At 40.7% G+C, this 24,141-nt stretch carries 23 protein-coding genes; 12 read left to right on the top strand and 11 right to left on the bottom strand.

The window, feature by feature from the left end; genetic code table 11:
• Positions 1 to 153: 153 nt before the first annotated feature.
• Complete coding sequence (locus V7K98_RS09185) at positions 154 to 1,125, bottom strand: SGNH/GDSL hydrolase family protein (RefSeq protein ID WP_335020942.1); 972 nt, start codon at positions 1,123 to 1,125, stop codon at positions 154 to 156.
• A 14-nt stretch (positions 1,126 to 1,139) separates the two neighbouring features.
• A complete protein-coding gene (locus V7K98_RS09190; protein WP_335020944.1) occupies positions 1,140 to 1,283 on the bottom strand; it encodes a hypothetical protein in 144 nt (47 codons plus the stop codon).
• Positions 1,284 to 1,719: 436 nt separating this feature from the next.
• Here V7K98_RS09190 and V7K98_RS09195 point away from each other — a divergent pair, with 436 nt between their 5' ends.
• The 5 genes from V7K98_RS09195 (at position 1,720) to ggt (ending at position 7,071) form a co-directional block, all read left to right on the top strand.
• Complete coding sequence (locus tag V7K98_RS09195; protein ID WP_335020946.1) at positions 1,720 to 3,072, top strand: helix-hairpin-helix domain-containing protein; 1,353 nt, start codon at positions 1,720 to 1,722, stop codon at positions 3,070 to 3,072.
• A 202-nt stretch (positions 3,073 to 3,274) separates the two neighbouring features.
• Positions 3,275 to 3,856, top strand: coding sequence for a hypothetical protein (locus V7K98_RS09200; RefSeq protein WP_335020948.1), 582 nt, complete (start codon positions 3,275 to 3,277; stop codon positions 3,854 to 3,856).
• A gap of 226 nt (positions 3,857 to 4,082) precedes the next feature.
• The gene (locus V7K98_RS09205) at positions 4,083 to 4,613 is read left to right on the top strand and encodes a hypothetical protein (RefSeq protein WP_335020950.1); all 531 of its coding nucleotides are present in this window, start codon (positions 4,083 to 4,085) and stop codon (positions 4,611 to 4,613) included.
• Between the two features lie 197 nt (positions 4,614 to 4,810).
• Positions 4,811 to 5,179 (top strand): pentapeptide repeat-containing protein, encoded by a 369-nt coding sequence (locus V7K98_RS09210; RefSeq protein ID WP_334856198.1) that lies wholly within the window; start codon positions 4,811 to 4,813, stop codon positions 5,177 to 5,179.
• 59 nt (positions 5,180 to 5,238) lie between these two features.
• A complete protein-coding gene (gene ggt, locus V7K98_RS09215; protein WP_335020952.1) occupies positions 5,239 to 7,071 on the top strand; it encodes a gamma-glutamyltransferase in 1,833 nt (610 codons plus the stop codon).
• Between the two features lie 88 nt (positions 7,072 to 7,159).
• Here ggt and V7K98_RS09220 read toward each other — a convergent pair whose 3' ends face one another.
• The 5 genes from V7K98_RS09220 to V7K98_RS09240 form a co-directional block, all read right to left on the bottom strand.
• Positions 7,160 to 7,423, bottom strand: a complete 264-nt coding sequence (locus V7K98_RS09220) for a hypothetical protein (RefSeq protein WP_335020954.1) — start codon at positions 7,421 to 7,423, stop codon at positions 7,160 to 7,162.
• Between the two features lie 144 nt (positions 7,424 to 7,567).
• Complete coding sequence (locus V7K98_RS09225) at positions 7,568 to 7,792, bottom strand: hypothetical protein (protein WP_335020956.1); 225 nt, start codon at positions 7,790 to 7,792, stop codon at positions 7,568 to 7,570.
• Between the two features lie 323 nt (positions 7,793 to 8,115).
• Entirely contained in the window at positions 8,116 to 8,907 is a 792-nt protein-coding gene (locus V7K98_RS09230) for a hypothetical protein (protein ID WP_335020957.1), read from the bottom strand.
• A gap of 490 nt (positions 8,908 to 9,397) precedes the next feature.
• Positions 9,398 to 11,002 carry a 2-isopropylmalate synthase gene (locus V7K98_RS09235; RefSeq protein WP_335020958.1) on the bottom strand — a complete coding sequence of 535 codons (1,605 nt, stop codon included), beginning with the start codon at positions 11,000 to 11,002 and terminating at the stop codon, positions 9,398 to 9,400.
• A 95-nt stretch (positions 11,003 to 11,097) separates the two neighbouring features.
• The gene (locus V7K98_RS09240) at positions 11,098 to 11,619 is read right to left on the bottom strand and encodes a LabA-like NYN domain-containing protein (protein ID WP_041565194.1); all 522 of its coding nucleotides are present in this window, start codon (positions 11,617 to 11,619) and stop codon (positions 11,098 to 11,100) included.
• 746 nt (positions 11,620 to 12,365) lie between these two features.
• On the opposite strand from V7K98_RS09240, the gene V7K98_RS09245 reads away from it, so the two are divergent.
• Together V7K98_RS09245 and V7K98_RS09250 are read left to right on the top strand one after the other, a co-directional pair.
• Positions 12,366 to 14,726: a CHASE2 domain-containing serine/threonine-protein kinase gene (locus tag V7K98_RS09245; protein ID WP_335020960.1), complete on the top strand. Its 2,361-nt coding sequence runs from the start codon at positions 12,366 to 12,368 to the stop codon at positions 14,724 to 14,726.
• Between the two features lie 474 nt (positions 14,727 to 15,200).
• Positions 15,201 to 16,751 (top strand): PAS domain-containing sensor histidine kinase, encoded by a 1,551-nt coding sequence (locus V7K98_RS09250; RefSeq protein WP_335020962.1) that lies wholly within the window; start codon positions 15,201 to 15,203, stop codon positions 16,749 to 16,751.
• A 308-nt stretch (positions 16,752 to 17,059) separates the two neighbouring features.
• Here V7K98_RS09250 and V7K98_RS09255 read toward each other — a convergent pair whose 3' ends face one another.
• Positions 17,060 to 17,860: a histidine kinase gene (locus tag V7K98_RS09255; RefSeq protein WP_335020964.1), complete on the bottom strand. Its 801-nt coding sequence runs from the start codon at positions 17,858 to 17,860 to the stop codon at positions 17,060 to 17,062.
• A gap of 194 nt (positions 17,861 to 18,054) precedes the next feature.
• Between V7K98_RS09255 and V7K98_RS09260 the strand changes: the two genes are divergently transcribed.
• From V7K98_RS09260 to V7K98_RS09270, 3 genes are all read left to right on the top strand, one after another.
• Positions 18,055 to 18,279 carry a hypothetical protein gene (locus V7K98_RS09260; RefSeq protein ID WP_335020966.1) on the top strand — a complete coding sequence of 75 codons (225 nt, stop codon included), beginning with the start codon at positions 18,055 to 18,057 and terminating at the stop codon, positions 18,277 to 18,279.
• Between the two features lie 53 nt (positions 18,280 to 18,332).
• A complete protein-coding gene (petJ, locus tag V7K98_RS09265; protein ID WP_335020968.1) occupies positions 18,333 to 18,668 on the top strand; it encodes a cytochrome c6 PetJ in 336 nt (111 codons plus the stop codon).
• 175 nt (positions 18,669 to 18,843) lie between these two features.
• Positions 18,844 to 19,863, top strand: a complete 1,020-nt coding sequence (locus V7K98_RS09270; protein ID WP_335020970.1) for an aldo/keto reductase — start codon at positions 18,844 to 18,846, stop codon at positions 19,861 to 19,863.
• A gap of 50 nt (positions 19,864 to 19,913) precedes the next feature.
• Here V7K98_RS09270 and V7K98_RS09275 read toward each other — a convergent pair whose 3' ends face one another.
• Entirely contained in the window at positions 19,914 to 20,552 is a 639-nt protein-coding gene (locus tag V7K98_RS09275) for a HesA/MoeB/ThiF family protein (RefSeq protein ID WP_335020972.1), read from the bottom strand.
• 8 nt (positions 20,553 to 20,560) lie between these two features.
• On the bottom strand, positions 20,561 to 21,391 hold the full coding sequence (locus V7K98_RS09280; RefSeq protein WP_335020974.1) for a hypothetical protein: 831 nt from the start codon (positions 21,389 to 21,391) through the stop codon (positions 20,561 to 20,563).
• 115 nt (positions 21,392 to 21,506) lie between these two features.
• Between V7K98_RS09280 and V7K98_RS09285 the strand changes: the two genes are divergently transcribed.
• Both V7K98_RS09285 and V7K98_RS09290 read left to right on the top strand, forming a co-directional pair.
• Positions 21,507 to 21,908 (top strand): hypothetical protein, encoded by a 402-nt coding sequence (locus V7K98_RS09285; protein ID WP_335020976.1) that lies wholly within the window; start codon positions 21,507 to 21,509, stop codon positions 21,906 to 21,908.
• A 54-nt stretch (positions 21,909 to 21,962) separates the two neighbouring features.
• On the top strand, positions 21,963 to 22,343 hold the full coding sequence (locus tag V7K98_RS09290; RefSeq protein ID WP_335020978.1) for a hypothetical protein: 381 nt from the start codon (positions 21,963 to 21,965) through the stop codon (positions 22,341 to 22,343).
• A gap of 286 nt (positions 22,344 to 22,629) precedes the next feature.
• Here the strand turns inward: V7K98_RS09290 and V7K98_RS09295 are convergent, their stop codons facing one another.
• A complete protein-coding gene (locus V7K98_RS09295) occupies positions 22,630 to 24,063 on the bottom strand; it encodes a vWA domain-containing protein (RefSeq protein ID WP_335020980.1) in 1,434 nt (477 codons plus the stop codon).
• Positions 24,064 to 24,141 lie beyond the last annotated feature (78 nt).

Genomic DNA, 24,141 nt, shown 5'->3' on the forward strand with positions numbered 1-24,141 from the left:
ATTTGCTGTCTAATACAAGCTATCAATTGGTGCAAAATTAACGAAAATTTACGATGTCCAGCATTCCCGATTTATTTGAAAAGTCGGGTATTTTACTTTTCATCAGCGACTTATCGCTTACTACAAACCTTTTTTAGGGTATAGTTAACGACTTTAGTAGCTGTGAGTAAATGGTATCTCCCCCAGTCTTTGCAAGAGCGATCGCTCCATAACTTCACTAACAAATTTATTTCCTTGTAAATTGAGGTGAATATGATCGTGATACAAAGCTTGGGGCTTGGTAGCTGAATTGAATATCGGTAAAAAGTCTATATAGTCAATTTGCTGAGTCTTGGTAAAGTCGTTCAAGCGCTGGCGGGCTTTAATTTCGTAATCGCGGGGGCCTGGTTCACCGATTTCTCGCAGTAAGGGAGTCATAACTAGTAAAAATTGGCTGTTGCTTTGGCGAGTCAAGGCTTGAATTTTCCCGATCGCCTCCAAATTAATCCCCACGCGATCGCCTGCTTCATTCTGCACTGCTTTCATTTCGGGAATTACCTTCTGCTTGGCGATATAACGTTGCCATACTTCCACTAAGGCTAAGGGAGGTTTACTATCGGGATAGTTGCGATCGCGTCCTACGGGTAAAGAAGTGGGAGGGGTAGCAAATAAGTCATCGGTATTAATTAATAACACTACAGCTTGCGCGTTGAAATTACCAAACTTCTCTAAATAAGCTAACTCGTTCCTTGGCCCCCAAGAGTTAGCTGAAGCATTTAATACTTCTACTTCCTGATAATTACTATGAGTTGATGATGTCAAAGAACGCATCATCATCGCGGATATTGTATTAGTCTGATCTGTCCACCAACCACCATTAGCAATAGAATCCCCTAACAGCAAAACTCGCAGCCCAGAAGGTGCAGGTATCTTATCGATCGGACTACCTCGCATGGAATACTGATTAATTTCAATGCGATTACCAAAACGACGGGTACGCTGGTTAGGAGCCAATAAATAACCAATTTGCTCATCGCCAATGTAAACTAGGGGATTACCGAAGCCAAAGAGCGATCGCAGTCCGATTTCGACTACCACAAACAATCCCATAACCACCGTCAAAATTACGATTAGCGCCTCTTTCACCTACTCACATCCTCTTATACGGAGTTACTTTTCAACGATAGTAACTGACGTATTGGGAATTGGGAATTGGGCATTGGGCATTGGGCATTGGGCATTGGGCATTGGGAATTGGGCATTGGGCATTGGGCATTGGGCATTGGGAATTGGGCATTGGGCATAAGAGACAGGGGCAGAATTAAAATTACCTTCTTTTCCTCTGCTTCCTAATCCCTAAACATCCGAATTAAGGAGATTTAAGATGTATTGGAATATGTTTAAGTAAGTGGGTCAAATTAAATATAAAACCTCACCCTGCCTCTGGCTTCCCTCTCTTTACTAAGGAGAGGGATTGAGGGTGAAGTTTGATCTTAATATTTAATTACCACTACCTACTTATAAACTTTAAAAACAGCAGTTATATTGCTATTAACTGTTTATCTAATGGTTGACTACAACTTTGATATGTTTTGGCTGCTTGTGCTGCTTTTGTGTAGGAGTATAGCAGTGTTCTCTGGATGATATAATTGTATATTACAGGTATTACTATCGCTACAATTTATATCAGTTTATATCAATTAATGAATATCACAAAGATTTTTTCGAGGGTAGAGTAGGATGATAAAAATAGCCACACGTAAGTATTTAGGCACACAAAATGTCTATGACATTGGCGTTGAACATGACCATAATTTTGGTATCAAAAATGGCTTAATAGCTTCTAATTGTTTCAATAAATCACATTCGACAGCCTATGGTTATGTAACTTATCAGACGGCATATTTAAAAGCTAATTACCCATTGGAATACATGGCGGCACTGTTAACAGCTAACAGTGGCGATACCGATAAGGTACAGAGATATATTACTAACTGTACAAACATGGGTATCACCATAGATCCACCAGATATTAATCGTTCTGGCGTTGATTTTACACCAACAGCAGGAAAGATTCTGTTTGGATTTTCGGCAGTGCGGAACGTGGGACAGAATGCGATCGCTTGTATTTTAGAGGCGAGAAATGAGACAGGAGAGTTTAAATCTCTCGCTGATTTTTGCGATCGCGCGGACTTACGTGCTGTTAACCGCCGCACTCTGGAATCGCTAATTTACTGTGGAGCCTTTGACAAAATTGAATCCAACCGCCAACAGTTAATTAACGACTCAGAATTAGTGTACGATTGGGCACAATCTCGCGCTAAAGATCGAGCTAGTGGTCAAGGAAATCTCTTTGATTTATTAGGCGATGGATTTTCTTCCGCTCAGAATAAAAGAGCAACTAACGCCTTTGAAACTGCTCCTAAATCTAAACCTGTGATGGATTTTACCGCACAGGAAAAGTTGCAGAAGGAGAAAGAATTATTAGGCTTTTATGTATCGGATCATCCGTTGAAATCTTTACGGCAAATAGCACCACTTTTGACACCGATTAACCTTTCGCAACTGGGAGATCAAAGGGAAGAAACAAGGCTTTGTGCAATTGTCATGTTGAATATCGTGAAAAAGGTGGTTACTAAAAAAGGCGATCAAATGGCAATTTTGCAAATAGAAGACCTAACTACACAATCGGAAGCTGTAGTTTTTCCTAAAACTTATGAACGGATTAGTTCCATACTCGTGGTTGATACTAGATTGATTATTTGGGGAAAAGTAGATCGACGCGACGAGCAAACTCAATTTATTCTTGAAGATGCAGAACCAGTAGAAACAGTACAAATGGTAATGGTGGAGTTAAATCCCCAGCAAGCAGGTGATATGGATAAACTACATCACTTGAAAACAATTTTGCAAGACCACTCAGTAGACAAAGAAAAGGCCAAAATGCCAGTAATCGGAATTATCCAAACAGAAAAGTCTCGGAAACTTGTTCGCTTGGGTTGGCAATTTTGCGTACAAGATTCAAGAATAACTGTTCAAGCTTTGCAAAATGCCAGTTTTCCTGCTCATATCAAATCGTTGACTGGTATCTGACACTAGAAGTTAAAAATCCGCCAATACTGAAAAGCAGCTTCAAAATTAGTTTTACTGAACTGTCATCAGTAAAATGGCTTAAGTGTTCAGGATTTAAAAGGTTTTTTTAGTTACTTACGCGGATGATGATTTCATTGAGTAGATGGTATATTTTTATGCTAATAGCCTTAAGGCTGCGACCGGGGGAAGGAGTTAGAACTTGATGATCGTTAACGAGCTACATAAATTTGTTTCATACTGTAAAAGAATTCAACCCCAAACTCATGATGACATTCAAAAGTTCTTTGAAGGTGTGATCCTATTTCCTTATGATAAGGAACTTCTATTACAAGCTTATTTATTTCTGAATATTAAAGATTTGTTTCCATCATGCGCCGAATTGCTGTTATTTGAAAAATCTCCAATTTCAGATTATACAGATTTAGGGAAGTGTGATTTTGTCTACCAGACTTTTAAAGGGAGCTTGTTTTTAATTGAAACTAAGTTTATTGATACAGAAGCAACAGGAGCGACAGAAAGGAAAAGAAGAAATAAACACAGAAACAAGGTATTTGAGCAAGTTATAACTTTAAAAGGTCGATTTAGTGAATATTGGAATATGAGGCTAGATCAATTAGAATGTGGGGTTTTCACCACAGATGCAGAAGTTGCTTGGCGAGGAAGTAGTGTAAACGTCACATCTAAATCAATATCTATAGAGCATCTCGAAAAATGGCGTAGAAGTTATCACACCAGTGAAAAAACTTATGAAGTAAGCAAAATAGTAATGCAAAAACCGAATTAGTTTTCGGAATGTAAGTGAGCTTTTTGCAGTTTATGCTTTTAATTTTTGTTGAGACTTAAATATTAGCTTAACTAGCGATCGCCAACACTAGTATTCAGGAAAACCATTTGTAAAAATAATTTCGTCTTTTTCCAACCATCTTTTTCTAACCATAAGTATCTTTGACCCGGAAAATATGTCAGATTACTGGAATAAATACCAAACGTCTGACAGGAAAATCATACTAATGAGAACTTGGGCTACTATTGCTGTGCTAGCTTCTTCTTGCCTAATATTTGGGGTTATATCTTCTGAAGTAATCGCCGGTACTTCTGGTGTAGCACAAAATGCCGCATCATTTCCTACACCAACAAGTCTGAAAAATATTACTGTTAGCAACTCCGAGTTCGGTCTAAAGAGAATTGACTCCGAAGGTAACGTTAGAATTTTACGCACAATAAGAGTGCCGCTTCAACAGGGAAACGTCTATGGATGGCGGATTAAACTTAAAGACTATCAAGGTGAGGTGAAATGGCGCGAAGTCTTGCATTTACCAAAACCTCCAGAAACTTGGGGTACAGATAACGGTGAAGACTTCTCAATATCAGCAGACGGTACTACATCAATAACACGGCGCACACAACCGGCTCCAGATGGTGTAATTGAGAATTTTTGGACGATCGCTCCTGGCGATCCAGTTGGGAAGTATAGAATAGAGGTCTATATTGATGATCGTTTAATCGGTACTTTCGAGTTTGAAGTTATTCCACTTAAGTAAATGTGATATTAGAGGCTTGATCTAATCCTCTCCTTTTCACGAAGGTTAAGGAGGATTAAGCCTTAATATTCAGAATATTGGAATATTAAGAGATTCTTTGAAAAAGAATATTCTTTATTACTAATTCTACAGCTTTATGCACCCTCATATAGAATCGATATTAGAGATAGAAATTTGATTATTGTTGGGTAGCGATCGTGAATACAGAGGAATTAAAAAGGCGTTTTGCGGCAGGAGAAAGATATTTCCCAGCCGTAAATTTGAGTAGAAACAGGCTAATTGGAGTCTATTTGCCTGGAATCAATTTATGGGGTTCTGACTTGAGTGGAGCTAACCTAGCTAAAGCTAAACTCTGGGGAGCAGATTTGAGTAGAACTAACTTAGCTAAAGCAAATTTGACCAGAGCGAATTTGAGCGGTGTCAAACTGAATGAAGCAAATCTTCGGGGAGCTAAACTCAATTATGCCAAATTGTATGGAGCGAATTTGACTGGTGCTTACTACGATGAAAGCACCCGGTTTTCTAGAGGTTTTGACCCCATTAGTAGAAATATGCAGAAGGTGTAAGGGTATTAAATGCACACCTTAACGGTAGGCTAATAAATGTCAAACAAAATGACATAAAAATGCTTACTGTTACTAAATCAAAGCAAATTGTGATGCCTGGGTTAGGCGTAGCGATCGCAATCTTATCTTTCAGTCTCTTACTTTACGCTCAAGTAGCATCAGCCGCCATAACTTTACCCCTACGCAGCAAAAAGGGAATGGTGGTTTCAGCCAATCCTTTAGCAAGTGAGGCGGGAGTTTTAATGTTACGCAAAGGTGGTAATGCAGTAGATGCAGCTGTAGCCACAACTTTTGCAATCTCTGTAGTTGAACCTTTTTCAGCCGGAATCGGCGGCGGCGGATTTTTGCTGATGCACTCTGAGAAAACTGGCGAGATGAAAGCGCTAGATTTCCGCGAACGCGCACCCCTGAAAGCGACAAGAAATATGTATTTAGACGCACAAGGAAAGGTGCGTCCTAATGCAAGTATTAATGGTTATTTAGCAGTGGCGACACCAGGAACAGTGGCAGGGCTTTATGAAGTGCATCGTCGCTATGGTAAGCTTTCTTGGCAAGAGGTGATGAAACCTGCGATCGCACTGGCTAAAGATGGCTTTATTCTGGGCGATGTTGCAACCTGGCGTTCTCTGCAAACAAACCAATCCTACAAGCAAGCACTGATTAAAAATCCAGCACTGCGGGAAATTTTCACGCACAACGGCGAATTTTATAAACCAGGGGAAAAGCTGGTGCAAAGTGATTTGGCACGCACATTAACAGCAATTGCCCAAAATCCCCAAACTTTTTACACCGGAAGTATAGCTGGAGCGATCGCTTCTGATATGGTAAAAAATGGTGGTTTAATTACTCTCGAAGACCTGAAAGCCTACAAACCAATCTGGCGGACTCCCGTTTGTGGGAATTTTCGTCAAGCTAAAATCTGCTCAATGCCACCCCCATCATCGGGAGGGGTTCACCTATTACAGATTTTAAATATTATCGGTGACACTGATTTAAAATCTTTAGGATGGCACCATCCAGACGCTATCCACTTAATGGTAGAGGCAATGAAGATTGCTTACAGCGATCGCTCAGAATATTTAGGCGATCCTGATTTTGTTAAAGTTCCTGTACAAGAACTGCTCAGTCCAGCTTACGCCAAACAACGCCGCCAAGAAATTAATATGCAAATGGCTAGACCTTCGACCGAGGTCAAGCCAGTAGATAGAAAGACATTACAACGTTTTAGTCAAGCTGACAATCAAAGTTTAGAAGAAAATACCATTCCGTTATCTCATCAGTCTCAAAAAATGCACGCGACGCGCCATGAATCTCCTGAAACAACTCATCTTACTGTTGTGGATGAAGAACGCAACGCTGTAAGTCTGACTTTTACAATTAACCTGAGTTTTGGTGCTGGTGTGGTAACACCAGGCACTGGAATTGTCCTCAACAATGAGATGGATGATTTTGCTGCTGCGCCAGGAGTCCCTAATGCCTTTGGTTTAGTTGGTAACGATGCCAACAGCATTGCACCCCGTAAGACTCCCTTATCCAGCATGACTCCCACAATTGTCACAGAAAATGGTCATTTTCGGATGGCAGCCGGTGCCCCCGGTGGTAGCACTATCATCACCCAGGTTTTGCAAGTCATCCTAAATGTGCTGGAATACAACATGGATGTTGGCGCAGCTGTTTCTGTTCCACGCATACATCATCAGTGGCTTCCCGATGAGTTGCGTGTAGACTCCTGGGGTTTGGATGCTCTCACTATGCAAGACTTACGCCGTCGGGGGCATAAAATTAAGGAAACTACTCCTTGGGGCAACGGTAACGCGATCGCTGTTACATCCGATGGAACTCTAGAAGGCGCGGCAGATCCTCGCGGTGAAGGTTCCCCCAGAGGTTTGTAAAAATCCGAGATGAGGGAGATGAAGAAAATAACCCATGCCCAATGCCCAATGCCCAATTCCCAATGCCCAATTCCCAATTCCCAATAGACTATTGATTTTGGGTTGTTGATTCTGCGTAGCTACTAGTACCAAACTCATTTGCCCGTGCGCTAGGTACTAGTGTCCAACCTGCTTTGATAAGTTTTTGATAAGTTGCCCAACCTTTAGAACCACCTGGTATTTGATAATCTGGGACTGTGAGATGTCCAAAAGCAGTGTAGGGTCGCCAAGGCTGATTGGGTTCTGTCTGTAAATACAAAATTTTCTCTCCGTCGCCACCAGACTTAGATAACCAGCACATTTGTCGATGCATTGCAAACTCCTTTGCTTTTAGCTAACAACTAACGCATATTATCAGACTTTTGTCAAGCTATTTTTCACTCTTATGGGCTATTTTTGGACATGAAGATAAACAGCTTTGCCTCACCTTGCCTATTAGGGTGAGATTTTTCTAATGTTATCCGCGTTTTTTGCGATCGTGTGTAGCAATAACTACTATTTTTAGCGTGAGTTTGCAATTTGCAATCAGACTATTTATTAAAAGCGGCGGGAAACTCCATCCCCAAGTGTCTGTAGAGGGATAGCCACCCCGCCACTTGGGGCATTGGGCATTGAGCATGAAAGACTCTTCCCCATTCCCCATGCCCAAAAACTCCACCCACAAGGGGATGGAGTTTTTCATTTTTACAGCTGTTTTCAGGTAAATAAGCTGAAAATCATCTAAATTGAATAATCAAATAACATAAAACTCTTGTGGGGTGGGCATCTTGCCCGCCCAGTTAAAGAGGGCGGGCAAGATCCCCACCCCACAGGAAATAGTTGAGTATTTTTTTATTTGGAAGTCCCTAACAAACAGAATTCAGGAGTCAGGTGCTACAATACCCTTTCAGGCAAACAAGCTACAGAACTGAATTTTGGCTCCTAACTGACGGATAAGCGCAGCGTCTTGATGTCTAATCCTTCTCTGCGAGAGGCTACGCCTACGACAAGCTCAGGGCATCGCTCCTAAATTCTGACTCCTAAATTCTGACTGCTGAATTCTGACTCCTGAATTCTGTTTTGATCGACTGAAATCATACTAATTCTTTGTGAAACTGGCTCATAGGGATGATTTAGGTTGTCCTTGGCATAGGCTAGTAATTCTTCCGTCCATTCTGTAAACCAAGCAAACACCAAATTGACTTTTTCAATCGCCTCGGCAGTTGTTTGGTCATCCATTTCTATCTTTGCGATCGCGGCATGATCGTTTGTCATAGCATGACCAGATTCTTTATTAAAATGGAATTCCCCACAGTAGCGCAATTGGATACCCATTTCTTCTTCAATTTCTTGTGCCAGTTTTCCAATCAGTTCAAACAATACGTTGCCAGTTTCTTCAATGGCTTCGATAATGGCTAAACGCACAATACTTGATGAGCTATAAATCAAATGAGCCAGCTTGTGTGACAACAGGCGATTCACCACAGTGCGATCGCTGTAGAAAAACTCTAAATACTCAGTGGGTGAGATTTTTTGGCTATCAAAGCCTAATTTGATAAAGTCTTCCAAATACCATGGCCAGTGATGATCGTCCTCATAAGAGTGTTCGTTCACCATAGCCTGATATGGATCTGAGGTTGTCTTTTCGCGCATGACGTAACGATTTAAATCACCAAAACTCATGATAAAAGGAGACATGCAGGGATAAAATTCTAGGCGCTGACGAGCTGATAAAGTCTCATCCCGTAAAAAATTAAAAAATGGCAGGTGGCTGTACTCTTTTTTGAGCTTTAAAATGTGACGTAATGTAGCCTTCATATTTTTCTTTCTAAGATTAAAACTAATGTGATCCTCCTTAGAGTATTAATTATTTTTTATGGAATAATAATAAAGTTTAAGTGTAATTACTTAAAGTAATTATAAATTTAGTTTATGTAAAGAATAAATAGGGGCAATTCATGAATTGCCCCTACTACGTGTATTTCTGCGTAAGTCCTGTATACAGCATATTGCAACAGGCGTGAGGTACAGATCATCGTAGGGGCACAACATGTTGTGCCCCTACCCGTGTACTTCATTTACCCGCAATACGCTGTATGTCTCAAGATTTTAAGGAAATGGTATCAGTGTTGCGTAGTGTAAGTTGATTACACATCACTACAAAGCAAAAAATTACTGTACTTAAATCAAATTTAATTCCATTACATTACCTTCAGAAAACCCAATGCTTTGGTAGAAAGGAGTTTTTTAGCTGATGCTAAAAACAAGGTACGGTGCTTTTATTAAAGGCAGTTTTACTGATAGGAACTCAGACTTTCTGTGCAGATACTTGCTCTAGTTTTTCTTGAGTTTGCAATGCAGAATACAGTCTATTTAGCGCATTTACATAAGCTTGCGCTGATGCCACGATAATATCTGTGTTCGCTGCATGACCAGAAAATACTTTAGATTCATAACGTAAACGAATTGTCACTTCTCCAATGGCATCAATCCCGGCTGTGACTGATTGTACAGAAAACTCAATCAACTCGTTGGGTACATTCACCACGCGGTTGATGGCTTTGTAAACTGCATCTACTGGCCCAGTACCGATCGCAGCATCGGTTAATTCTTCACCGTCTGGAGTGCGGAGGGTGACTGTAGCGGTGGGTTTGGCGTTGCTACCACAGGAAATTTGCACCAACTCTACCCGGAACAAATCGGGCGCTTGTTGGATTTCATCGTTAACGATCGCTTCCAAATCCCAATCAGAAATATCTTTCTTTTTATCTGCTACTTCTTTGAATCTAACGAAGGCTTTATTCAACTCTGTATCAGATAGTTCAAAGCCCAATTCTTTTAATCGGGTGCGGAAAGCATTTCTGCCGGAATGTTTGCCCAAAACGATTTGATTGTCTGACAAGCCAATCAATTGGGCATCCATAATCTCATAAGTCAGTTTGTTTTTTAACACACCATCTTGGTGAATTCCAGACTCATGGGCAAAGGCATTAGCCCCAACGATCGCTTTATTTGGTTGTACTAACATCCCCGTCAAATTGGAAACTAAGCGTGAGGTTTTGTAAATTTGTCGGGTGTCGATATTTGTCAGGGATTCTTGAGATTCTTCTGGTCTGCCGAGATAAGGGTTAAAATATTGCCGCCGCACGTGTAGCGCCATCACCAATTCTTCTAGGGAGGCATTGCCGGCGCGTTCGCCGATGCCATTGATGGTACATTCTAATTGCCGTGCGCCATTTTTTACGGCTTCTAAGAAGTTAGCAACTGCCAAGCCTAAATCATTGTGGCCGTGAACGGAAATAATCGCTTGGTCGATGTTGGGGACATTTTCGATAATGCCTTTAATTATTGCCCCAAATTCGCTTGGGGTGGTGTAACCAACTGTATCGGGAATGTTAACTGTTGTTGCACCAGCTGCGATCGCTCGTTCTAATACTTGGTAAAGAAATTCTGGATCGGTACGGGCCGCATCCATCGGCGAAAATTCGATATCTGTCATGAAGGATTTGGCATAAGCGACCATTTCTTCGGCGATCGCTAACACTTCTGCCCGTGACTTGCGTAACTGATATTCTAAATGAATATCAGAAGTCGAAATAAATGTGTGAATTCTGGCGTTAACTGCTGGTTTTAATGCTTCTGCGGCTGCTTCAATATCTCCTTTAATTGCTCTTGCCAAACTGCAAATTACCGGGCCATTTTCTGTCCCCACAACTTCGGCAATCTTGCTGACTGCTTGAAAATCTCCGGGACTGGCAAAGGCAAAGCCCGCCTCAATTATATCTACACCCAGACGTGCTAGTTGCTTGGCAATAACTAGTTTTTCATCTATATTCAGAGTCGCTCCCGGACACTGCTCTCCATCTCGCAGTGTAGTATCAAAAATTATGATTCGATCTGTTTTGTTTGTCATTTGCGGTTTGTTGTTTAATTTTTACTTGCGTCTTAATATATCTTCAACCTTAGTTTTTCTTTTACTCTTACCTTTGTAAATAATTGCTAAGGATACTAACCTTCAGTTTTTTCTATTTGATCTCTGATATCATTTAAATCTATATATCTATCAGTAGCATTCCGTAGTTCTCTAGCAATCATTCCTTCTGTTGATACTACTGTTATATGTGTATTTTTTGAGCGTAATAGTTCAATTGCTCTTTCAAAATCTCCATCGCCACTGAATAATACTACTCGGTCATACTGGTCTACTGTATTAAACATATCTACGACAATTTCAATATCTAAATTCGCTTTTTGCGAGTAACGACCGGATGTATCATCATAATATTCTTTAAGAATTTTAGTTCTGACTGTATATCCTAGACTAATTAAAGCATCTCTAAAACCCCGTTGATCCTGTGGGTCTTTTAAGCCAGTGTACCAGAATGCATTAATTAATGTTGTTTCTGATTGCTCATGTTTAAAGTATTCTAAGACTCGCCGAGGGTCAAAAAACCACCCATTTTTTTGTTGAGCATAGAACATATTGTTTCCGTCTACAAAAATAGACAGACGATTCATTGGAGAACCCATAGAAATTTACACCTAATAATATAAATGAATTTAGATGGAACAATAGATTATAGCAATTTTCAAATAGCAAGTTTGCTAATATCTATAAAGTAGCTCTTCATCATATAGCTTTTATCCTACCTCTTTCAAGGCATAAAAACTGATGCAACATTGGAGTTGAGATCCTGGGTGCTAAACCTTATTCACCTCCACCACTGCAAGAGCTACCATCTGAATCAAAATCTACCAATAAAATTTAACCAATAACAGCATTCATAGCTGTATAACACTAAAGTTTACTCCTAAAGAGGTATAGCATAAGTAAGCTTCGGGTAGGATATAAGTTGATGCCTATCTAAAGGTAAAGCTTTCAGTATCAGGACATGCTTTGTGGGGAGTACCAATAGTGCGCCAAAGACAGAAGACTACCTTGGGACAGCTTGTGGTAAAACACCCAGTTAAGAGCATAGCTGTTGCTTAGGTTAGGGTAAAATATCGCCACAACCAATTGCAGAGGCGAAGTAGATCCGGCTCTGATCTGTGAGACAATCACCAGTTGTAACTCATTTAACAGAAAAAGAATAAGTTAAGCGGTACCTGAGTAGGAATCTCTTGGGGGCTAGCTCTGCCAATAAAAGTTTGTTGATGAATAGAAGATACTTTACAAATGTATAAGATTATCATTTAATTCTTATTTCAATGTGCTTACACTAAAACGTGGTCTGAATAAATAAAAGTGTTGGACTTAAATCAATCATTAACACGATATGGCAGACGAACCTACATCTACCTTAACTAAAAACTATCTCTCTGCTGCCAATAAACTGTCAAGTAAACCGACAAAAGTAACCTCGACAGCATCAACTCGCCATTCTCGGTGGATGATTCGCTTAGGTCATCTCCTCGCTGGGGCTTGGGTAATGGGCGCAGCAGTGCTGAGTGCTTCTGGTGGGGAATCGGTTCAATTGATGGAAAATAAGGCGCTTTCCGGCTTTTTTCAACTGCGTGGGCCGATTATGCCTCCAGAAGACATCATAATTTTAGCAATAGACGATCAGTCGATATCGGTTCCCGAACAGTACTATAAAACAAATCCGAAACAGTATGCCTACCTAGAAACACTGAAATCTTATCCTTATAAACGTGCTGCTTATGCCCAGATAATTACAAAATTAATCAAAGCAGGTGTCCGCTCTGTAGCGGTAGATGTACTATTTGACACGCCAAGCAGTTATGGAGTTACTGACGATCGCCAATTACAAACAGTATTGCAAAAATATGGCAGTAAAGTTACCTTAGCAGCCGTCTACGAAAATTCGCAGGTTCGCCAAGGGTACTTTACGCAACTGACAGACCCACAAGAGATGTTTCGTAGCGGGTCAGTTTCCATTGGCTCAGTAAATTTTCCCTTAGAGGTGGATGGTAAAGTTCATCGATTGGCAAGTGAGTATTCTAAGTCATTGGCTGAAGATAATTTGATGGAGAAGCTACCCTCCTTTGATGAAGCAGCACTCAGGACAGCACAAGTAAATTATCCGCGACCGAAGGGCGATCGCATTTATTTTTGGGGTTCTGCGGGTACATTTGAGCAAATACCCTTTTGGCACGTACTCGATCCGGAAAACTGGAACACCTATTTGCAGCAGGGAAAGGTCTTCAAAGACAAGATAGTGCTAATTGGTGCAACAGATAAGTTAAATAATGATTATTATCCAGTCGCTGCTAGCAATAGCACTAAACCCATGTCGGGCGTAGAAATTCACGCCAATGCGATCGCAACTTTGATGTCAGGAAAAGCCATCGCCCCAGGAATGAACACACCACCATTGCAGGGTTTGTTTGTGCTAATTCTAGTTGGCAGTGCAGCCTTGGTGGTTAGCAAACGCAAACGTAGTATCAATAAACTTCTATATAGCCTTGCCCTGTCTAGCACTTGGGTAGGAATTAGCTATGGGTTATTTGTCTATGGTGGGTTAATTTTCCCTACCATAGTACCAATGATTGCGATCGCGACGATCGGATTTTCCTACCTGGGAACTTCATTAGTAAGAGAAAGTATCAGAAAACGCCAATTAGTAGACATTTTTCAAAAATATAAAACTTCTCCTATCGTTCAAGAGATTATTAGTCAACAAGATGACTTGCAAGACCTAATCCAGCAACGAGATTTAGCCTTATCAGGGAAAATCCTGGCTCAACGTTACAAAATTGTCAAAGTCCTTGGTTCCGGTGGATTCAGTGAAACTTATGTTGCTGAAGATACTCAACGTCCTGGGAATCCCCCATGTGTTCTCAAGCAACTAAAACCAGCCAGCACCAAACCAGAAGCCTTGCAACTTGCCAGACGTTTATTTCACTCAGAGGCGCAAACCCTAGAAAAATTGGGAATACACGATCAAATCCCTCAACTTTTGGCGTATTTTGAAGAAGATGAAGAATTTTATCTAGTGCAAGAACAGATAATTGGTCATACTTTAAATCAGGAATTGCCATCAGGTAGAACAATTGATGAAATTGCCACGATCAAAATTGTCAGAGATTTATTGCAAACATTAACATTTGTTCATAAAAACAATGTGATTCACCGGGATATTAAGCCCAGTAATATTATCCGACGACACTCAGACGGAAAACTAGTATTGATTGACTTTGGAGCCGTCAAAGAAGTCAGTACCAAACAGCTTGATATTCAAGAGCAAACCCCCTTTACCATTGGTATTGGGACTCAGGGTTACACGCCAAACGAACAATGTTTTGGCCGTCCTCTCTACAGTAGTGATATCTATGCAGTGGGTATGATTGGGATTAAAGCCTTAACTGGTGTAGCCCCTCGTGAGTTAGATAGAGATGCTGATGGAGAGATAAAATGGAGCGATGCCTACGGCGGTAAACTACGCTCTCAATTAAACCACTCTCTAGCTAAGATTCTCAGTAAAATGGTGCTGGATGACTTCAAACAGCGATATCAGTCTGCATCAGAGGTTCTTGAGGATCTGAAAGTTTTTGACCATGTTGTAAATACCCAAAACAGATACCCAATGGTAGGAGATGATTCGTTAATAAATACTTTAGACCAATTAAAGGCTCCTACAAAATCTTGCCCAGAGGCATCCTCAGAAACTCCTTGAGAAGAACACGAAGAGAACTTTGTCTTCTTCGCTTAATATCTGCACCTGATTTAAAATCATCGAGTGCATAGACGCGTAGTCGCTTGAGATCATCGCAACTAAAATATAACTGCGATCGCTTTCTAAATAAACGTGACTAAAATCAGAGAATTTTTTTTACAAAAATTTTCGAGTTTCAAGTGATTATATGTGATTTGAACTACTTTTTTTAGACATATCTTAGAATGTAGATGCACACAATGTAGCTATTTTTTCTAAAAAATGGCCGCAGCGATCGCAACAGAGGTTACATTCATCCGTTTACCTTTTTCTAAATTCCATCCAAATTGATGATCTGGGCTGATATATCTCTGACCGAACTTACAGCCCAATTAACCAAGTAGACGATTATATCCATAATCGGATCGATCGTCAGGGTGCTAAGACAGCGTAGAGAGAGAACTACAGGATATCTTCCTCACCTTACCAGCAGCTATGCATATCGAAAAACCCGCTACCCATGAACCGGAAGCTACATTTTTAGTGCAAGATTCCGAGAGTTTCCCAGAATCAAAAGACTTATCTCAAGGAAATTTAGATCCTTGTCAATGCTCACAAGCCGCCTTACAAATGGCATTAATAGCCAGTGGCTTGGGGTTGTGGGATTGGAATCTCATAACGAATAAAACCTATTACGATCCCCAGTGGAAGGGCATTCTGGGCTATGGAGTAGACGAAATAGATCATGAGCATAAATCCTTTGAGCGACTTGTACATCCACAAGATTTACCAAGAATTCACAAGGTGTTGCACGATTATCTCCAAGGCTTCACGCCTGTGTTTGAAGTCGAATTGCGAATGTTGACTAAATCCGGCGAATGGAAGTGGATTTTGGCTTGTGGCAAAGTATTTCAGTGGGATGAATCTGGTAAACCACTGCGGATGGCAGGGACGCACAAAGATATTAGTCACGAGAAGGCGATGTCTACGACGGGCTGCGCCTACGCTACTCAACAATACCAACAATTTGAACAACTCCAAAGGGAAATTGCTCAACGCCAGTCTACTGAAGACCAACTTAGCGAAAAATCACAGCAATTAGAAACTACCCTCAAAGAACTCAAATATACCCAAAGGCAGTTATTGCAGAACCAGAAAATGGCTAACCTCGGTCAACTGGTGGTGGATATGGCTAACGAAATTAACAACCCCGTTAGCTTTATATACGGCAATCTCCATCCTGTGAGTCAATACGCTGAAGATTTAATCAAAATCGTTGAACTTTACCAACATTGCTATCCCACACCAACACCAGTTATAGCCTTACATCTGCAACGCCTCGACCTTGATTACTTGAAGACAGACTTTTTAAAATTGCTGTGGTCAATGCGAGCCGGATCTGAGCGCGTTAAAGAAATTGTTTTCGCCTTGCGGAATTTTTCAACCTCTGACGAAGGTCAAATGAAAAAGGTTGACCTGCATGAAGGACTTGATAGTGTTCTGAGAATTTTGCAGCATCGTTTGAAAGAAAAGCCAGATAGAGCCGGGATTAAAGTAATTAAAAACTTTGGTGAATTGCCCTTAATCGAGTGTTACTCTGGTGATTTAAATCAGGTATTCATGAACATCTTAACTAATGCCATTGATGCTTTAGAAGAAAGGATGAAACATGATTATTCCTTTACTCCCAAAATTTTTATTCATACGGAAATCGCTAAAAGTCATTTGTCATTAGTAAACAGTAATGAACTTTGGGTAAATGACAAACCAGTAGAAAAAAAACACAGAGTTATCATTCACATTTCTGACAATGGTAAAGGCATACTTCCCCACATCCAAAGACAGATATTTGAACCATTTTTTACCACCAAACCAGTAGGGAAAGGTAAGGGATTGGGACTATCAATTAGTCGGGAAATTATAGTTGAAAAATATCAAGGTAAACTTAAGTGTAATTCTCAACTAGATCAAGGCACAGAGTTGGTCATTGAGATGAACACAACAGCAAGACACTATGCCGCTATTAGACAACACGCCAGCTTCTAAGTAATTAGCGTTGGGTAAGAGGTGTTACAGCAGACTGCAGCGAGTCTGAGAGTAATTACGGGGTTTTCAAATGTATTTAAAGGTTCCGCGTTCAGCACACGAACTTCAACCTAGTTGAACTTGAAACAAGGTGCGTTAGCCTTTGGCTAACGCACCCTACTGGACTGTCTAGGCTAAATGTGTACATTAAGAAAAAGCAGAAAACATTGATTTATCTCAATTTTCTCAAAAATATATTGCAACATTTTAGCCTAGACAGTCCACTACGAAAAAATATGTATGAGGGTTTTGTGAAGAAACAATCTGGTCTATTTGTGAAGAGTTTCCCGTTCTTTCTTAGCAGGTTCCTTATCTTTGAACAAATCAGCTGCTGTTAAGAGTAATTCTCGCAATGTTTGTTTGATTTGACGCTCTTTTCTCGCCAGAGATGTACCAGCTTCTCCTAGTTTATCTTCTAGCTGCGATCGCTTCTCTTCTACCTGCACAACCATAGACTCGGCTTGGGGACGGGCTTTATCGTACCAGTGTTTAGCCTCGTCTAGATAATCTTGAACTTCCATAGAGCGTCCGCCATAGCGTGCAGCTAAGTTAGCACGAACAATCGCTAGCTGCGCTTGCAGTTGCGCGTAACGTTTCTTTAACAATGCTGCTTCTTCACTATCTTTAATGGAATTGATAGCAGAATCAATGGCAGTTTTGGTACTAGCTGGTTTTTCCTTACCCGTCTCTTCAATCTCTGCCAAAATTACATCAACCTCTTGCTGGAGTTCGTCTTCTTCGCCATCCAGTTGAGCCTGTAGCCGCTTAATATCTGTTTGAGTTTTAGCAATGCTTTCGTGTCTTTTGCTATTAATTCCTTCCAGCGCCCCTTCAATAGAAGCTGTCACTTCATCCTTGAGTTCGCTACCTTTTTCTTGGAAGTTTTCAATTACAGCAGAAACAGCTTCTCTAACAAGGTTACGAAGTTCGCTAGAACCTTGTTTAAACTCAGAACCTACTTGAGAAACTGCCGATTTGACAATTTCTCGAATCCGCTCAGTTCTTAATTGTCCGGTTTCTTTTGCTTGTTGCAAGTCTGCTTGAATTTGTTCTTTGATATTGTTAGGCATTTTCAACTCTTGGAATTTAACTAATTGGGATAAAAGTTTCTAGAAATGTTCTTACATGTACATTATGGCGTAGCTAAATTAGGCTCGGTACTTCCTTTAGATAGAAAACTCCAACCCTAGAGAGGTGATATTTAAGGAGGTGTTACCTATTTGTGAGATGATGAATATTTAGTGGTAGTAATTGAGACGGAAATATGTGGCGAGTAAATATTACTTGTTCGGCTGATGCCTGGAAGCTTCATGGTATTGATTTTAAAGCGATCGCCCAGAAGTACAAAGGTGAATTAATTGGTTCCAAAAAAATGCCAGATGGTACACGCATCATGTCCTATAAAATTGAGGATGTTAGCGATGCAGAAACCTTTCAAGAAGAGTGTGCAAATCTTGCTGGATTTCTAACTGACTTTGAATCTCTATAAGATTGCTTGTGACATATACCTATACCCACTATCTCACAATCAGGATAAGTTAAGTGAAAAAAATACTCGTATTAATATTAGTAACGTTTGTGTTATCACTCGGTACTTTTACTTTGCCTGCCAGTGCAGTAGATACAGTTAATGGTGAACAAATATTTAGTGTTCAATGTGCTGGTTGTCATATCAATGGTAGCAACATCGTCAGGCGAGGTAAAAATCTCAAAAAGCAAGCTTTGAAAAAGTATGGTATGGATTCAATAGATGCAGTTACATCTATAGTAACCAATGGTAAAAATAATATGTCAGCCTACAAAGAGCGTCTAACTGAACAGCAAATTAAAGAGGTTGCTGCTTACGTTCTCGAACAAGCTGAAAAAGGCTGGCCTTAGAAAATTAGGAGACGCGAAAAATCTTTGTCTGTAGAGGAGTTGGGAGTTAAAAAATTAGCAGTTATTAACTCTAGCAGTCCTAAATCATTCATAATAAAGTAGAAAAGTTAAAAGGCTGCAAAAATCTACTTGTCAACTCACTAATTATTAACTCTTCTCACTCCTAAACTTGAAAATGAACTTACCCACAGCTAGCCGTCTCCAATTCACTCCTGATTTAAATATCTGCCGTATCTTAAATGGTATGTGGCAAGTTTCCGGCGCACACGGACAGATAAATCCCACAGCCGCCATTGAGACTATGTTCAAATATGTAGATGCAGGCTTTACCACTTGGGATTTAGCAGACCATTATGGCCCGGCAGAAGACTTTATTGGTGAGTTTCGCTGTCAACTAATTGATACTCGTGGGAAAGATGCTTTATCTCAGGTGCAAGCTTTTACAAAATGGGTTCCTCGTCCAGGCAAAATGACAAAAAAACTGGTTGAGGAAAACATTGATATTTCTCTGAGAAGAATGAATGTTCAATCGTTAGATTTGATGCAATTCCACTGGTGGGAATATCAGGATAAAAATTACCTGGATGCCCTTAAATATATGGCAGAGCTTCAGACTGAGGGTAAAATTAAGCATCTAGGTTTAACTAATTTTGACACAGAAAACCTGAAGATTATTACTGAAGCAGGGATCAAAATTGTTTCTAACCAAGTGCAATTTTCTCTGGTTGACCGCCGTCCCGAAGTTAATATGGTACAGTTTTGTCAAGAGCATGACATTAAACTTTTTACTTACGGTACACTGTGCGGTGGTTTGTTATCAGAAAACTATTTGGGCAAACCGGAACCGGGAGGATTTGATCTCTCTACAGCCAGTTTGAAAAAATATAAAAATACAATCGATGCTTGGGGTGGTTGGCGATTATTTCAAGAGTTACTAGCTATCTTGAAGGAAATTGCTAATAAGCATAAAGTGAGTATCGCCAACGTAGCAGTTCGTTACATTTTAGATCAGCCAACAGTCGGTGGTGTGATAGTTGGTGCTAAACTTGGTGTATCTGAACATATAGAAGATAACACCAAAGTATTTAGTTTTAGTTTAGATGATGACGATCGCGATCGCATCATTGCCGTATCTCGCCAATCACGAGATTTGTATCAGCTAATCGGCGATTGTGGCGACGAATATCGGCGATAATTATTAGCGAAAAAGTATTTGCAACAAGCGGCTAAGAGCGTCTACACAATCTACAAAAACAGAGATTGAATAGTCAAATCTTTTTGGGTAATACTAAAATTACGCTGTTCTGCTGTGGCAATGAATGAAACGATCGCCTCACACGCCACAGCAACAGTTAACATCACCAGGTTTCGCGCCAACGGATAATCACAAACATCATCATTCACTTCGGAAGGAACCCGATAAACGTCATTCCAAATCACTTCTGCATAATCAGCCGATAGCCCAGCGTGAAGACAAGGTATGCTTAATTGGTCAGCATAATCTTTTACTGCTTGACGCGCTACACTATTGTCAAATACATCGACAATTAACTGGCTGTCTTTGAGTAGTTGAGTTGTATTTGCTGGTGTTAACTCCTTTGTTTTAGCATCAACTTTAGTACCAATTGCTCGATATAAATTGTTCGCCAAAATCTTCGCCTTGAACGCTCCCACATCAGAACGGTAGTAAGGCTGAGTCGATAAGTTACGTTCCTCAATGCGATCGCAATCTATGACTGTAAGTTTATCAAAACCAGACCGAGCTAAGTTTTCTGCAATATTAGCTCCCAATGCTCCAGCACCACAAATGGTTACAGGATGGTTTTTTAGCTTTGTCATTACAGCATTGGTGCGGTAAAGCTGTTCGTGAAAAAAGATACTCATTGTTCTCACTACTCTTGTTGTTCCATCACAGCCACTAAGGATTGCAAGTCAAAATCGCGATCGCGTCCACTTAGGCAAATGCCAGAACTAACAACAGTTAAATCAGTTTTAGCGATCGCACTACTATGGCGAACACCATCAGCAGTTGTCCAATCGACTGTCCAGTAATCGCTGCGATCGTGGAATTGATTTAAGGTACCGCCGCCCATCTGCAATGCCTTTCTCAGTCGCTTTTCATCCTGTTGGGGTTGAGTAAATCCCTCAATGCGCCGAGTTGCTAATTCATACACTGTACGGATTTCTGGAGTAATGCCTTTAAACTGTAATTCTTCAGCCGGAATAAGTTGTTTGACGGCAGATTGCAGAGTTTCAACAATTACCGGATCGGTACGGCGATCTACTTCCTCAAACCAGCAAGACTGTCCATTCCATCGGGCAATGATTTGCTCAAAAGCGATACCCTCGGTAACTAAGTGGACTGCGAGCGGTTTAACTACTTTCAACCGTTGACGCATATCTGCTTCATTCACGGGGTATGCTAACCAGGTTTGTTTTTGTAGTTGGTGTGCTAACCGCAGCCGTATTTGGGGAAAGTGTTGCAGGTATTCGGTAATTTGGGGTAAGTCTGCTTCTTCTACAAGCGTTGCTGTCTTCTCATCCACAGCCTGAAAGATGCCCCAACCTTGAAATTTACTAGGCTTTGGCGTGAAGGTGTAAACCATCCCGGCTACTCGTGTGCGAACTCGTCCACCTTTAACGCAGGGTGCAAGGAATTGGGTGGTATGTAACTGTGCTTCTGCGATCGCTATTTGGTTGATTAGCTTAAATATGTTAGTCATAACTTATCCCTGTTTAAGCATAATTACATAGAATCTTTTGTAAATCTAGGTATATAAAAAATATAGCCTTAATTTTTAGCAGCAATTTAGACAATTATCTCCAAGGGATAAAACAATGTTTTTGCGTTTTGCATATATCGGACTAAGCCTATTATCGATTGCATTATCTTTCTATCTCAAAACTAAACTTGAAGGATTTTTACAAGAAAATACAGCAATTGCTAATGAAAAATCGCTAGAAGCTTATAAAAATTTGGTGCGTATTGATATGTATATAGTGCTAACTCAAATTGTTTTGTTATTTTGTGCATTGGCTAGTTGTATAGCTTATATTTTTTATCAAGGTTTCGGGGGAGTATTTTCATTATTTCTATTAGGGTTTGCTGTCAGTTTTGCGAAACAAATAGGCGAGTTAGAGGAAAAAGCCCGGACTCTGGATTGTGTAAATAATGAATTAGAAAGTCAATACAAAAAAATTTCTCATACTTGGCAGAAAAAAGCTCTACCTGATTTCTAAATTTCCTAGCTTTCTTACATAATTGCCTCAGACAAAACGAAGAACACAAAAAATATGACTAGCGAAATACAACAAATATCCGATTCACGAAAAAAGTTAGCATCTGCTTATCGTGCAGTTTATGCCATTGGAGTTTTGAGTATATTTTTCAGCATAATAATCTTCATTGCTGGCAATCGATTGCCTGATTATCTAATATTTGGGATAGTATGTTTATTTTTTGGTTTACTCCATCTAGTTTTAGGTTTCTTTGTCCAACGTAAATCGACAATTGCACTAGGTATTGCAGTAGGATTAATGTCGCTAAATGTTTTAGCTGGTATTTACAATTTGATTCAAACAGGTAAACCGTTTGGCTTGGCTATTCCCATGATATTTTTAGCTCAAACAATAGAAGGATTTAAAGCTATACAATTATTAAAGTCAAAGACTTAAGCTAAAATTTTGTTGAGCTAGGGTTCAGACACCCGACTTCTTTTAAGAAGTCGGGTATCTTGGTTTTAATGGTTACTAGAGGGACTCTAATGAAGAAAATCAAGCCTAATCTTTTAGATGGCAGAAGATGACAACCTTTGTAAAATACTCGCAGAAAAGTTTTGTAATAATAAACATTGCCATCCTTTAGAACTTACTTACAGCGTATTGTGGGTAAATGAAGTACACGGGTAGGGGCACAACATGTTGTGCCCCTACGATGATCTGTACCTCACCAAGTTGCAATCTACTTATCATCTCGCACAGGCAACGGCATATCCAAAATCTCCATCAGCAAATCCAGACGAGAGGGGCGCGTTAGAAGTGGGACGAGATTCGGCAAGCTGTAGTAGTCACCCGCAAAAGTAAACGTATCTACAGGTGCTTGCTGCTGCTTCAATTGACTCTCCACCCAGTCGTAATGGCCACCCACACGGACAATCACCACATTGGGCATTATCGCCAACTCCCGGCAGTAAGTCTTGTAGACTTCACCGAAGTAAGGAGCAGCATTTTCGCCCTCGTCCGTCACTATGATAATCTGGTCAACCACCTGCTTCTTCTTCCGCATTGCTTCCAAAGCACAGCCAATGCTAGTACCACCACCTGCGTTGATGTGCTGGAAGGCACGCTCCCAGTCGGTCAACTCCTTGCCCTTTGCCGTAATAGTGTAAGGAATGGTGTCAAAGGCGTAAACAAACAGTTCTGCCTTAGTGATACCAGAGATTAGGGCAGCGAGTTGCTTACCGATCGCAATCGCATTTTCCATTGAACCAGACTTGTCTACCAATAAAGCAGTTGGACGAGCGATCGCACCACGCCGCTTTACCTGTTCGTTTGTCACCTTTTCCAATTGAGCAACCGTGTCTGCGTCAAAATCTCCTGCGTCTGCGGCAACCTGTGCTTTAAATGCTGAGACACGGGTACTCTTAGACGCTGCCTCCAGCTTAGAATCAATCAGCTTTTTGACTTCTGGGTGATCCATTGCACCTCTAGTCTGGAGAGACTTGAGGTTATTGATCGCTTCTTGAGGAGTCATGCTGTTGATTAACGCCACCAAGACAACTGGTGTGAGTTGCTTGATTGCACCAACTGCGATCGTATAGGGAATTTTGAACTCCACAATCAGCCGTGCCTGTTCTGCGGCATTTTCAGCCTTAGCAAGCTGCTTCAGGACATTTGCCAAGGAACCCTCTGGAGGAGTATCGCCAAATAGAATCGCATTTGCCCGTTCATTTGGCTTGATGTGCAGTGAAGCATATAAGTGCTTCATTGCCTTACGACCTCGCAAAGCGGCGCGATCGAACTGAGCCGGATTGCTCTCCCGTACCTTCAAGTAACGCCGTACCGCAGTCCGAGCCGAACGGGGCAGCTTATTTTGCTGCTGCTTCATGAAATCCACCACACGAGCCACCTGATAAGGCGGAAACTCTTGCAGCATCATAAATCCAGCATCACGGTGTTCAATCAAATTGCTGGTTAGTAAATGAGCTAAGAATACTTCTTTATGGTCGCGGACATCGCCATGATGCTGATACCAGACAGCTAGATGTCCGTAGAAAAGGGGATCGAGTTCAACAATTAACTGGTGAATTTCTGCGACTTGCTCAAGTTTGCGGTGAGGAGTTGTGAGCAAACTATTGAGCATTTCTAAACGCAGATCGCGTTCTGCAATATTCATGGGAACCTCCTTTAGGAATTTTGGATTTTGGATTTTAGATTTTGGATTGCAATCTAAAATCCAAAATTGAAGGAGGCA

The sequence above is a fragment of the Nostoc sp. genome, from assembly GCF_036917435.1.
GTDB lineage: Bacteria > Cyanobacteriota > Cyanobacteriia > Cyanobacteriales > Nostocaceae > Nostoc.